This is a genomic window from Desulfothermus okinawensis JCM 13304, assembly GCF_054654515.1.
Window position 1 is genome coordinate 17,354 of sequence record NZ_BAAIEW010000013.1, and the last position, 12,823, is coordinate 30,176.

Below are 12,823 nucleotides of genomic sequence, written 5' to 3' on the forward strand. Positions count from 1 at the left end.
ATTAACCTTTCTTTTGATGACTTACTCTATCCTTAGTTCTGTTTTTTTTCAAATAGAAGAAATGGGCTAAAATTGAGGCTATATTAATATGAAAATTTATCTTGTAGGTGGAAGTATACGAGATAGGCTCCTTGGAAAAAAATCCAAAGATAGGGATTTTGTTGTGTTTGATGCCACAGAAAATGAATTCCTTAATAGATTTCCCAGGGCAAAAAAAGTTGGGAAAAAGATCTCTGTTTATTTAATTGGTAGAGATGAATATACCATATCAAAGTACCAGAATATAATGGATGATCTCATGTCCAGGGACCTGACGATTAATGCAATTGCTGAAGATGATAAGGGAAGGATATACCACCACCCCCTGGCCATAGAAGACCTTAAAAACAGGGTCTTGAGGGCAATTTCCAGGAAAAACTTTGAAGAAGATCCCTTGAGGGTCCACAGGATGGCAAGATTTTATGCCCAATTTCCCGATTTTTCAGTGGACATAAACTCCCTTGAGATTATTAGACAGGTTGGTGGCAATATTCATCTCATGAAAAAGATATCAAAGGAAAGGGTGTCTCAAGAAGTATCAAAGGCCATTTGCGCTAAAAAACCATCAAACTTTTTTTCTCTTTTAATTGAGACAGGTGCAACTGGATATTGGTTTTCTGAACTTGAACAACTAAAAAGAAGTAATAGGTGGAAAGGGATTTTAGATGCATGTAACATGAATGAGATATGTGCATGGATGTCCCTTGGATATGGTTTTATAGAAAATTTTGATGAAATAAATTCTGCTAAAGTGGCCTTTAGAAATATGAGCAACAGAATTGGTATGCCCAAAAAGATTACAGCAGCAGGAATAAGTTTTGTGGCCAATTATTTGGCAGCTAAAGAGATTTTTTTTAAGTCTCCAGAAGTGATAAGGGATTTATTATACATTATGGATAGGCAAAAAATAGTTGAACCTTTTTTTTATGTTATGGAGAAGATTACCCAAAAGATTTACCTGGATAAGGTCACTATGCTTTTAAACACAATAAAAAGTACAAAACTCCCCAATAAATATAAGGGACTTGGCCCTGAGTCTGGGGAGATTTTGAGAAATATGCAGATAAGAGAGATCGAGAAATGCTTATGTTTATAGTGGAAGAGGAGTCCTCATTGGATACATATTTGAGGAAAAAGACAAAAAAAGGGCTCAGGCAAATAAAAGAGCTTATTTCTGAACAAAGGGTAGTTGTTAATGGTACACTGTGTAAAAAGAGAAAAAAGATACTAAAAATAGGGGATGTTATTGAGATTTTAGATTTAGATATTCCCACCACCAGTTTTGCAGGCAAAGGTAAGGATATCTTTATTACCCCTCAAATTATTAAAGGAAATGATTTTATTTATGGGGTGTATAAACCACCTTTTGTTCATTCTACAAGGGGTAAAAGTAATCCAAACATGGAAGATATTTTGGAGAAATTTTTAATGAAAAGGTTTTTTTTGCTAAACAGGCTGGATTTTTTGACCAGTGGTATTTTGCTTTTTGGACTTTTAGAAAATTCTAAAAGTATATACCTTTCTATGCAGGATAGTGGTGGTATTGAAAAAAGGTATATTGCACTTGTTCACGGATATGTGGAAAAGGAGATTATTATTAAAAATAAAATTAATCACTGTAAAAGAAAAAAAGTAAAGGTCTTAGATGAAGAAGACAAAGATAGTACGAGGCATACAAAAATAGTTCCAAAAAAATTTTTTGAAAAACAAAATAGGACCCTTGTTGAGGCCATAATTTTAAAAGGTAAAAGACATCAAATAAGGGCCCATCTATCTTACATGGGACATCCAATCCTTGGTGACCCTTTATATGGCTACAGTAACTTCGCTATGCCCAGGATGTACTTACATAATTTTATGGTAAAGGGTTTTAATTTTAATATAAAAATAAAAAAGGAATTTTAATGTAGCATGTATAATTTAAAGAAATATTCATATATACCAGATACAGACAAACCAATTAGGATAGATAAGTTTTTACATTTAAAACTAAAAGACTTAAATTATTCCAGACAAAGGGTAAAGGAATTAATTGAACAGGGATCAGTATTTGTAAATAAAAAGAAAGTAACAAAACCTTCAATAAAGGTCTCGGACAAGGATTTAATAGAAATATCTATAGGTAAGAGAGATGAGATTGAGCCAGAACAAGGGAATTTAAAGATTGTTTATGAAGATGAATACATGGTAGTAATAGACAAACCAAAAGGTTTGGTCACCCACCCAGCTCCTTCCTGTAAGGAAACCACCCTGGTAAACTTCATTTTGCATAAATATCCCTGGATGAAAGAGTTAGATGATGAGAGACCAGGTATTGTTCACAGGTTGGATAAGGACACAACTGGCCTAATGGTTATAGCCCTGGAAAAGAAGAGTCAAGAACTGTTAAAAGAGCTTTTTTTAAATAGAAAGGTTACAAAAAGGTATCTGGCAATTGTTGTAGGTATACTTGAGAAAAAACAAGGAGAGATTAAGGTTTTTATAGACAGGGATGATAAGACCAAGATTAAGATGAAGGTATATGGATCTAGAGGGAGGGAGTCCATAACTAAATATAGAGTCATTTATGAGTTCAAAGATTATAATCTAAGCCTTATTGAGGCCCAGATATTAACTGGAAGGACACATCAAATAAGGGTCCATTTTTCCCACATTGGGCATCCTGTATTGGGAGACAAACTTTATTCAAATGGCAAAAGAGTTGAAAATAAGATACTAAACAAGCTTGCTAAAAGACAAATGCTCCATGCATGGAAACTTTCCCTAACCCATCCTATTTATGAGGAAAACTTGAGTTTTATATCAACAGTACCAAAGGATTTTTTCAGGGTGGTCCTTTATGCTTCAAAGAAAAGACCTATGGTAGTGGGCGTCACAGGTAGTGTTGGTTCTGGAAAGTCTACGGTGTGCAGGCTCCTTGCAGGAGATAAGTATCCTTTGTGGAGTGCAGATAAGGCAGTTGAGTCATTGTATGGGGAAGGAAATGCTGGCTATGAAATGATAAAAAGGACCTTTGGTCTGGAGTTTGTGGATGAGGATAGGGGAGTGGTGGACAAAAAGAAATTATTTGCCCACATGAATATGGATAGAGATTTTAGAGAAGAGGTGGAGAAGATAATCCATCCCCTTGTGTTTGAGGATATGAAGGATTTTATTTCAAGAAATAAGACAAAGAATATGGTGATACTGGAAATTCCACTCCTTGTTGAGGCTGGGTGGGACAAAAGTTTAGAAGATTCCATTTTTGACGTAATAGTTGGTGTGTTTTGTTCGGATATGGTGCGCATAAAAAGGCTTCAACAACTAAGGGGATGGAGCCAGGTACAGATATCAGGAGTTGACAGGTGGCAACTGCCTCAAAAGGAGAAACTAAAAAGATGTAATATAATAATAGATAATTCTTCAACCATTGAAGATACCAGAATAAAAGTTGCTAATTTGCGAGGTTTGCTACGGAAAATTAGAAAAAAAAGACTCTTATCCCGAGTTTATCAGTTTGATAAGCTCGGGATAACTAGCTTTTTAAAATAGTACCTTGATTAGTTGTGATGTATTATAGAATGAATAAAATTTTTTTAAAATTATTCAGGTGACAAAATTATAATTGGGACTTAAATTAAAAGTTAACACTATGTTTAATCGAGAAAACATTTGGAGGGTTGTATGTTACAGATAGAGGACCTACACGTTGAGGTAGGAGGGAAAGAGGTCTTAAAAGGGGTCAACCTCTCAATTGGTAAAAATGAGACCTTTATTTTATTTGGTCCAAATGGTTCTGGAAAGACCACTTTGCTTATGACAATTATGGGTTTTTCCAATTACAAAGTCACAAAGGGGAAGATCGTTTTTAGGGGACATGATATTACATATCTCCCCACCTATGAAAGGGCCAGACTTGGGATAGGTATGTCATTTCAAAGGCCGCCAACAATAAATGGCCTTAGAACCAAAGACCTTGTTAAACTGTGTGCCAGGGGGCGGGAGATAGACATTAATTCCCTTGCAAAAAGGGTGAACATGGTGGATTTTTTAGATAGGGATATAAACCTTGGTTTTTCAGGGGGCGAGATCAAGAGGTCTGAGCTACTCCAGCTAATGGCACAGGAACCAAAATTGCTTCTCTTTGACGAGCCTGAATCTGGTGTGGATTTGGAGAATATGGCTCTAATTGGTGAAGTAGTAAAGGAGTTGCTTGGACAGAAATTAACACCTGCACCTAATACCTCCATGAAGAAATTAAAAGAAGGAAGGGATATTTCAGGTCTTATAATCACCCATACAGGATATATCTTAGAATATATTAATGCCGATAGGGGAATGGTTATGTATAATGGTGTGTTGTGCTGTGAAGCAAGGCCCAGGGATATTTTGGAACACATAAGAAAATATGGATACAAGGAGTGTGTAAAATGTCTAATATAAATGAAAATATAAATCTGGAAGAATTTATCTTTGATGGAGAAGAAGCAGTTGAGATTCAGGATTTAAGGGAAATAGATGAAAAAGATAGAGAGAATTTGTTGATGGCAGGTATTGATGTAGAGGAAAGAGAGAGAAGTGCAAGTTTCCTTCATGTGAATCACTCAAGGGCCCATTGTAAGAGTTGTGAGCCAGGAGTTGAGGTCCTGGATGTCAAAGAAGCCCTGGAGAGGTACAATGGATTAAAAGATTATTACTGGAAATTGGTTGATCCAGATAAGGATGAATATACAAAGGCAGTTTATGAAAAATTGCATGGGGGATATTTTATTAAGACAGAGAAGGGAGTAAAAATAAAAAATCCAGTCCAGTCATGTCTGTTTATCAGAAAAGAGAAAGTGGGGCAAAATGTACACAATATTATTATTGTGGAAGAGGATTCTGAGCTCCATATTATTACTGGATGTTCTGTTGCCCATGATGTAAAGGCTGCACTTCATCTTGGTATCTCTGAGATTTACGTAAAAAAGGGTGGTAAATTGACATTTACAATGATCCACAACTGGGGATCAAATGTCCATGTGAGACCTAGATCTGTTGCTATAGTTGAAGAAGGTGGGGCCTTGGTGAACAATTACATATTAATTAAGCCTGTAAAAAGTGTTCAATTATACCCCACAATATTTTTAAATGGCAAGGGAGCAGTGGCCAGGTCCAGTTCAATTATTGTCTCGCCCCCTGGCTCTTACATCAATGCAGGTAGCAGGATGGTTCTAAATGCACCTGATACAAGGGCTGAGATAATATCAAGGACAATCACAACTGGTGGTACTATAGTTGCGCCCGGACATATCCAGGGGAATGCTGTTCCCGCCAAAGGCCATCTGGAGTGTAAGGGGCTCATTTTAAAGGATGGAACAATTCACGCAATCCCTGAGTTAGAGGGAACAGTGGCTGGTGTTGAACTATCCCATGAGGCAGCAGTGGGAAAAGTAGCCCAGGAAGAAATTGAGTATCTAATGGCCAGGGGATTGGATGAAGATGAAGCAACATCAACTATTGTCAGGGGATTTTTAAATGTGGATATAATGGGTCTTCCCCCAGAGCTAAAACAGGCAGTTGATAAGATAATTGAAGAGGCAGGGGAGGAGATGTTTTAAAAAAAGGGGCCATCAGGCCCCTTTTTTTAGTTGTTTCTCATCTCATATAGTCCTTTAAAGTAAAATTCTACCCTTCTATTTAACATTCTACCTTCAAGGGTATGGTTGTCAGCAACTGGCATACTTTCCCCAAATCCAATTGCCTTTATCCTCTTTGGCTGGATATTGAATTTTGTAATGAGATAGTTTTTTATGGCTTCAGCCCGTTTCTGTGATAACTTTTGATTGTATTTTGCAGAACCTATGCTGTCAGTATGCCCTGCAACTGTGACCTTACTCTTAGGATTTTCCACCAGCATCCTTCCTATTTTATCTAAGATGTTAAAGTACTTGGGATCTATTTTTGCACTATTTGATTTAAAGTTTATGTGATATGTGAGTTTTAAGGGAATGGGACAGCCAAATTCATCCACTCTGTATTGTTTTGGGGTGTTTGGGCACTTGTCCATGTAATCGTATACCCCATCTCCATCTGAATCATATGGGCATCCGTCTTTGTCTACCTTTACACCTGCTGGGGTCTTGGGACACCAGTCCATGGAGTCTACTACCCCATCACCATCAGAGTCTAAAACCTTTTTAATCAATGCATCTTCAACAAATCCTTTTAGTTTCATGGGACACATGGCATCTTTGGCGTCAATAATCTTCCCGCACCCACCGATATCCGCTATTTTTCTCAGTATTTCTTTTTCCTTTGGCTTTGTGGCATAGCTTACCACGTAAAAACAAACCATCTTGTTATTGTCCATATAGACCTTTTTTGCAGCATCAACTGGACTTACACCAGAATTTTGTCCTCCGTCTGAAAATAGGATTATAGCAGTCTTACCTGAAAAGGTTTTTAAATCTCTATCTATTCCAAGCAATCCCTCTCCCAGCGTGGTTGGTGGTCCAAAAATAGACTTGTTTACCAATTTTTTTTCAATTTGATTTAAGAAATTACTAAAGGACTCCTTTGAATAATTCCTGTTTTTTAAATAAGATTTTAGCCCACATACCTGATAAACAGAATATTTGTAGTCTAGATTGGGAATAAAATTTTTCATGGTTTTAAGTGCTTCAAAGACCATCTTTGATTTTTTCTTAGACGCACCTGGATAGGTCCATCCCATTGAGCCTGACATGTCAATAAGAATCACAAAATTATCTACCTTTTTCTGGTAGATGCTATTTGCTTCCACACTAAAACAAAAGCCCAGTACAATCAAAAATAAAAAAAATAAAATACGCTTCATAACACCCCTCCTTATTTGAAATTTTTTATTTATTATGAAAACATTAAGTTACTTATATTACTTAGTCAAGAAAATATAACACTAAACATTAGTTAACTAGATCGCATGATGATGTTGACAAAGCAAAATGATCAAATTAACTTGTTTTTGGAATTAACAACAATCAGGAGAGGTTATGGTAAATAGGCTAGTTAATAGAATCTTAAATGGGGAAAAGATATCATCCAGTGATCTGGTTTCCATTGTTAATTTAGATGATCTCTGTGATTTTTTTTGGGGGGCCACAAAGTTAAGAGAACATTTTAAAGGGAAAAGAGTATTTACCTGTTCAATAATAAATGCAAAGTCTGGTCTGTGTTCTGAGGATTGTGCTTTTTGTGCGCAATCAAAATATCACAATACAAATATTTCTGTCTATCCCCTTTTGGACAAGGATGAGCTGGTTGGTAGGGGGATTGAAATGGCCAAGATGGGGGCAAGACGGTTTTCATTTGTAACCAGTGGTAAAAAACTTTCAAAAAGAGAAATTTACACCATATGTGAGGCAGCCAATTTATTAAAACAAGAGACAGAACTTGGGCTTTGTGGATCTCTGGGAATTTTAGATGAAGATAGGGCCATTTCACTTAAACAAGCAGGTATTTCTAGGTACCACCACAACCTGGAAACAGCCAGGTCTTTTTTTAAAAATATTTGCACCACCCATGAATATGATGAAGACGTGCTCACTATAAAGGTTGCCAAGGAGGCTGGTCTTGAGGTCTGTAGTGGAGGAATTATTGGTCTAGGTGAAGACTTTTCCCACAGGCTTGAGCTGGCCAGCTTATTACAGGAACTAGACGTTGATTCAATACCTATAAATTTTTTGAATCCAATAAAGGGCACAAGACTCGAAAACATGCCAATACTTGAGCCCATGGAAGCCCTTATTGCCATAGCAATTTTTAGATTTTTGAATCCAGCTAAAGATATTACCATTTGCGGAGGAAGGGAAGTGTGCTTGGGAGATTTTCAATCATGGATATTTTTAGCAGGAGCCAATGGGGTGATGATAGGGAATTACCTCACAACCCTTGGAAGGGATATTAATGACGACCTTAAGATGATTAGGTATCTTGGGCTAAAGATATGCTGATGGAGAAAATCTCTGGAGCATTTTACTTTGATTCCAAAATGGACATATTTAAGACACATTTTCCAGGTCATCCAGTTGTTCCTGGATCAATTATTGTGGATAAATTTATTTCCCAAATAGTGGGACGGGGATGTGAACCTGTTGGATTAAAGATACAGGGTTTCAAATTCTTGAAGTTCATCCCCCCTGGTGTTTATCATTTTTGTATAGAACCACTGAATAATGGATATTATTGCCAATTATTTGATGATGAGATGTTAGTTGCAAAAGGAGAGATCTTGCTTGAAGCAAAAAAGTAGTAGTAACAAATGTTTAATATTAGGTGGCAGCTCAGAGATTGGACTTTTACTTGCCAAAAGACTATTTGAGGAAAACATAACACCAATTATTACATATTCATCTGAAAAGGGCCTGAAAAAGATAAGAGAAGATATAAAAAACAATATAACAACCTATAAGGTAGACCTATCTTCATTGAACTCAATTTATGATTTTTTTTCTAAAGTGGATTTTGAGATACAATATTTTGTGGATCTGGCGCATACAAACGAGGAAGAGTTATTTCTATCATTAAAAGATGAAGAGATTATTTCTTATTACACAACCAATGTCATAAACAGGTCCATTTTTATAAAACACCTTGTTAGGTCAATGCTGCCCAGGAGAAAGGGTAGACTTATCTATATTTCATCAACTGCTGCGAATATACCAAATATAGGACAGGGTATTTATTGTTCATCAAAACTGGCAGTGGAGGGGATATATAAGATTATTGGAATTGAGATGTATAAAAAAGGCATATCAACCCTTATTTTAAGGCCTGGATATATTAATTCAGGACGGTCTAAAAGGTTTATTCAACAAAAAAACAATTTATTAAATCCATATCTTTTAGATAAAGATGACATTGTAGATGCTATTATATACTTTTTAAAAGACAATGGAAGATGTTTTAATGCCAGAGAAATAACTATGGATAGAGGATTTTTTGCACAAAAGATATTTTATTAGGGAGTAATGCTATGAATATAGAAAAATCACTGAAAAATATAATTGCAGATATTTTAGATATTAATCCTCTGGATATAGATGATGATACTTATCTTATACGCGATTTAAATATGGAGTCCATTGACTTATTGGAACTAGGGGTGGCATTAAATACCACCTTTAAAATAGATGTAGATGAAGATGTGGCGTTCTTAAAAGACTTGAGGTTTAATTTGGATAAACTTTCTTTAGATAATCCCTCTAGGGAAAAAGCCCTATCTAAGATATATACCCATTTATCCCAGAAGAGGATCCATGAGATATTAAAGGACTTGGATAATGGCCCGGTACTTAAATTTAAAGATGTGTTAGATTATGTGAGATTTAAAAAAAGCAGCTTGTAATATGTCCAAAAAACGGGTAGTAATTACTGGGATTGGTCTGGTTACCTCCCTGGGGGACAGCCCAAAAGGGGTAATAAATTCTGTTTTAAATGACAGGGTTAATTTTCTAGTTTCAGGAGATGATCCTGAACTAATCATTTGTCCTGTTAGAGACTTTCAGTTAAAAAGCTACATTTCATCCTACAAATATATAAGATATTTACCCAAAAGCTGGCAGTTTGGACTGGCTTCAGCAAAAATGGCAATTGAATCTGCTGGACTAAGTGATGAGGATCTAAAACAGGGTGGATTATTTGTTGGAATCGGTCCCAATGTGGAAGTAATCAATGATAATGTCCTGGAAAAGGCATTGGGGCTAGTTTCCATCCTGCCCAATACCCTTTGCTTTTGCATATCACACCTCTTTGGTATCCATGGAGAAAATTTGACCATCTCAAATGCCTGTGCCAGTTCCCTCCAGGCAATTGGGGAAGGCTTTTTGCGTATTCGAAATGGAGAACTCAAATTGGCCCTGTGTGGGGGATCAGATAGTAGAATAGGTAAATATGGTTTAAAATTGTATAAAAATGCACGTGTACTTCTCAAAAATAATAAACTACTTGATCCTTGTTTTCAGTATGGACCATTTGACTCAAAAAATGGGGGTTTTGTCCCTGGGGAAGGGGGGGCGTTTTTGGTATTAGAAGATATGGAGATGGCCATTTTAAGAGGAGCGGAGGTATTTGGCGAGGTCATTGGCTACTCTAGCAGCCTTGATGGCATAAATCCCACTGCGCCAGACACATCTGCAAAATGGGCTGGATTGTGTGTAAAAAGGGCAATTGAGATGGCGGGGTTAGACCCAGGGGATATTGACGTTATTTTTGCACATGGTACAGGCACTGTGTTAAATGACACCATGGAGATAAACTTGATCAAGGATTTGTTCTCAAGAAAATGTCCTTATGTCTCGTCCATAAAGTCCTGGATTGGACACCTGGCTTCATCTTGTGGTGCTGCAGAAATGGCCATAGGGATAATTTGTCTCAAAAAAGGGTTGGTCCCAAGGATTAGGAATTTGGAAAATCCACGGGACGGAGAGATAAATTTTTTGCCAAAAGACCTTTATGGAGAATTTACCAATGCAATTTTCCAATCCTTTGGCTTTGGTGGACAAAACGCAGCTTTAATTGTAAGTACCGGTCAATGAAGCTTATAGCCATTACTAATATAAATAAGAAAGATATCTCAGTTAGATGTAAGATCGAAAAATCCATCCATTGGCAAATGATTGAGGCAATTGCCCAGTCATGTGGGCTCCATCTAAGGTGGCTTCTTGATTTCGAGAAACATGTTTTTCTTGCAAAGATACGAGAATTTGAGTTTTTAAGTAACTCTCTTTTAGATTGTGTACTGGTCAAGGCCCATCAAATATCTTTGACTAAGTCTGCAGCTTTATATAAAGGTTGGTTACTAGGTCCTCATGGAAAACAAGAACTTGCAAAAGGGAAATTTTTGTTGTCCCATATAGACTTTGCAGGTGATTTTAAAAAAGAATTAATAATTCCATACTTTAAGGGGCTTTTTGGATGTTTGATGAATACAAGAGACTATTAAACATACAAAAAAAATCCTCTCTTTATAGGGATCCTGAGGTAATTTTAAACAGGCAGGGTAAGTATGTTGATGTTGGAAAAAGACGACTCATAAATTTTTCCTCCAATGACTACCTTGGTCTTTCTTCTGATAAGTATATTAAGGATATTATAATAAAAAATTTCAAAAAATATCCCACTTCCTCTTCATCCTCCAGGGTGGTGTGTGGAAACTATTCAATTGTCCTAGAGGCAGAAAAAACATTTGCTGAATTTTTTGGATATGAGGACTGCCTTTTTTTTCAATCTGGATTCCAGGCAAACCTTGCACTTATGTCCACTATATTCTTAAAAGACCATATGGTCTTTGCAGATAAGCATATACATGCAAGTAGTGTATTAGGTCTAAAATTAGGTGGGTGCAGGTTTAAAACATATAATCACAACGACATAAACCACTTAAGAAAAAGAATCAAAGCAACCGAAAAAAGACATATTGGGGTGGTTACTGAGTCTTTATTTTCAATGGATGGGGACGTGTTAGACGTAGATAATTTCTTTAGTCTCAAAGAGGATGCCAAGTTTTTTAGTGTAGTAGACGAGGCACATTCATTGGGGGCAATGGGAAAATTGGGAAAAGGTGTTACAACTGGTAGGTCTGATGTGATTGTTGGTACATTTACCAAGGCGTTTGGTTTTTTTGGAGCATTTTTGCTTATGCCATCTTTAGTTAAGGAATATATGTTTAATTTCGCAATTCCCTTAATATACTCAACTGCCCTTCCCCCAGCCCATGCTGCCTGTGCAATGGATATTCTGGAGGTCATACATGGTTTAGAAGATAGGAGGTGGTACTTACAGGAAATATCTCTCTATGTCAGGGAAAAGTTAAGGGATTTGGGTATTTCTTTTGTTGGAGAAAGCTATATCCTGAGTATAAAAATAGGAGATGAAGCCCTTGCAAAAGATGTTGCAAAGGAATTATTGAGTAGGGGTTATTTGGTATTTTACTCAAGGTATCCAACTGTTCCAATTGGTAAATCCATTTTGAGGCTAAGCCTTTGTTATTTTCATACAGAAAAGGATCTTGATAATTTTATATTCAATTTAAAAGAAGTGTTATTTAAATATGGAATTTTGACATGAATCATATATTTGTTACTGGTACAGATACTGGAGTTGGAAAGACTTTGATTTCTTCTTTAATTATGAATTTTTTTAAGAAAAAAAACAAAAATTCAATTTATTTAAAATTGATTCAAACTGGTTGTCATGACGTATGTCATGATGATTCTGATGCATATTTTGTCTATAATAATCTTATGAGAAAGGTTGATAGAGGTTTTTTATTAGACAAAGTATGTTATCTATTTAAAAATCCAAAGGCCCCCTATTTTGCAGCCCGAGATGAAAATAAGGAGATAGATATTAATTATTTAACAGAGTGGATTATTAAAAGGACCAGGGGATATGACAGGGTGGTTTTAGAAGGAGCTGGTGGGCTAATGGTGCCCATTACCAGGGATTTTTTGGTTATTGATCTCATAAACTTACTAAGGACCCATGTAATTTTGGTTGCACGAGCATCTCTTGGCACCATAAACCACACCCTTTTGTCAATTGAAGCCTTAAAAAAAAGGGATATCCCTGTTTTAGGGGTAATATTTTCAATGAAAAAAAAAGAACATAAGAATCTGGTGGAGGAGAATATGGAAGCTATTTCTATGTTTTCCGGGGTAAAGGTATATTTAGTTGAGGAGATAAAAGATCCATCTATAGATTGTGAAGACTATTTTGGTTTAATTGAGGAATTGGAAGATAAAATGGTTTTAAACAGGGCCTAATTTAGGCCCTGTTTTTTATT

The 12,823-nt window shown here is 36.2% G+C and carries 14 protein-coding genes; 13 read left to right on the forward strand and 1 reads right to left on the reverse strand.

All coding sequences use genetic code 11. The features are described from left to right. Positions 1-88: 88 nt before the first annotated feature. The 5 genes from ACYQ0O_RS06455 (at position 89) to ACYQ0O_RS06475 (ending at position 5,618) form a co-directional block, all read left to right on the forward strand. Positions 89-1,135, forward strand: a complete 1,047-nt coding sequence (locus ACYQ0O_RS06455) for a tRNA nucleotidyltransferase/poly(A) polymerase-related protein (RefSeq protein WP_459891616.1) — start codon at positions 89-91, stop codon at positions 1,133-1,135. Then, positions 1,120-1,944 (forward strand): RluA family pseudouridine synthase, encoded by an 825-nt coding sequence (locus ACYQ0O_RS06460; RefSeq protein WP_459891617.1) that lies wholly within the window; start codon positions 1,120-1,122, stop codon positions 1,942-1,944. Before ACYQ0O_RS06455 ends, ACYQ0O_RS06460 begins: the two co-directional genes overlap by 16 nt. Positions 1,945-1,950: 6 nt before the next feature. Next, positions 1,951-3,570, forward strand: a complete 1,620-nt coding sequence (coaE, locus tag ACYQ0O_RS06465) for a dephospho-CoA kinase (RefSeq protein ID WP_459891618.1) — start codon at positions 1,951-1,953, stop codon at positions 3,568-3,570. Positions 3,571-3,702: 132 nt separating this feature from the next. Further along, positions 3,703-4,461, forward strand: coding sequence for an ABC transporter ATP-binding protein (locus tag ACYQ0O_RS06470; RefSeq protein WP_075068672.1), 759 nt, complete (start codon positions 3,703-3,705; stop codon positions 4,459-4,461). Then, a complete protein-coding gene (locus tag ACYQ0O_RS06475; protein WP_459891619.1) occupies positions 4,449-5,618 on the forward strand; it encodes a SufB/SufD family protein in 1,170 nt (389 codons plus the stop codon). The genes ACYQ0O_RS06470 and ACYQ0O_RS06475 overlap by 13 nt, the downstream gene beginning before the upstream one ends. Before the next feature lie 26 nt (positions 5,619-5,644). Here the strand turns inward: ACYQ0O_RS06475 and ACYQ0O_RS06480 are convergent, their stop codons facing one another. Continuing rightward, positions 5,645-6,856, reverse strand: a complete 1,212-nt coding sequence (locus tag ACYQ0O_RS06480) for an OmpA family protein (RefSeq protein ID WP_459891620.1) — start codon at positions 6,854-6,856, stop codon at positions 5,645-5,647. Between the two features lie 175 nt (positions 6,857-7,031). Here ACYQ0O_RS06480 and bioB point away from each other — a divergent pair, with 175 nt between their 5' ends. Genes bioB through bioD form a run of 8 tightly spaced genes read left to right on the forward strand, consistent with a single transcriptional unit; the run spans position 7,032 to position 12,803 of the window. Next, positions 7,032-7,991 (forward strand): biotin synthase BioB, encoded by a 960-nt coding sequence (gene bioB / locus ACYQ0O_RS06485; protein ID WP_459891621.1) that lies wholly within the window; start codon positions 7,032-7,034, stop codon positions 7,989-7,991. Continuing rightward, the gene (locus tag ACYQ0O_RS06490) at positions 7,985-8,290 is read left to right on the forward strand and encodes an ApeI family dehydratase (RefSeq protein WP_459891622.1); all 306 of its coding nucleotides are present in this window, start codon (positions 7,985-7,987) and stop codon (positions 8,288-8,290) included. The genes bioB and ACYQ0O_RS06490 overlap by 7 nt, the downstream gene beginning before the upstream one ends. Further along, complete coding sequence (locus tag ACYQ0O_RS06495) at positions 8,274-9,002, forward strand: SDR family oxidoreductase (RefSeq protein WP_459891623.1); 729 nt, start codon at positions 8,274-8,276, stop codon at positions 9,000-9,002. Before ACYQ0O_RS06490 ends, ACYQ0O_RS06495 begins: the two co-directional genes overlap by 17 nt. A gap of 11 nt (positions 9,003-9,013) precedes the next feature. Beyond that, on the forward strand, positions 9,014-9,385 hold the full coding sequence (locus ACYQ0O_RS06500; protein WP_459891624.1) for an acyl carrier protein: 372 nt from the start codon (positions 9,014-9,016) through the stop codon (positions 9,383-9,385). A 1-nt stretch (position 9,386) separates the two neighbouring features. Continuing rightward, positions 9,387-10,574 (forward strand): beta-ketoacyl-[acyl-carrier-protein] synthase family protein, encoded by a 1,188-nt coding sequence (locus ACYQ0O_RS06505; protein WP_459891625.1) that lies wholly within the window; start codon positions 9,387-9,389, stop codon positions 10,572-10,574. Then, the gene (locus ACYQ0O_RS06510; RefSeq protein ID WP_459891626.1) at positions 10,571-10,981 is read left to right on the forward strand and encodes a hypothetical protein; all 411 of its coding nucleotides are present in this window, start codon (positions 10,571-10,573) and stop codon (positions 10,979-10,981) included. Before ACYQ0O_RS06505 ends, ACYQ0O_RS06510 begins: the two co-directional genes overlap by 4 nt. Next, positions 10,954-12,105 carry an aminotransferase class I/II-fold pyridoxal phosphate-dependent enzyme gene (locus tag ACYQ0O_RS06515; RefSeq protein WP_459891627.1) on the forward strand — a complete coding sequence of 384 codons (1,152 nt, stop codon included), beginning with the start codon at positions 10,954-10,956 and terminating at the stop codon, positions 12,103-12,105. Before ACYQ0O_RS06510 ends, ACYQ0O_RS06515 begins: the two co-directional genes overlap by 28 nt. Further along, positions 12,102-12,803: a dethiobiotin synthase gene (gene bioD / locus ACYQ0O_RS06520; RefSeq protein WP_459891628.1), complete on the forward strand. Its 702-nt coding sequence runs from the start codon at positions 12,102-12,104 to the stop codon at positions 12,801-12,803. The genes ACYQ0O_RS06515 and bioD overlap by 4 nt, the downstream gene beginning before the upstream one ends. The last annotated feature ends 20 nt before the right edge of the window (positions 12,804-12,823 follow it).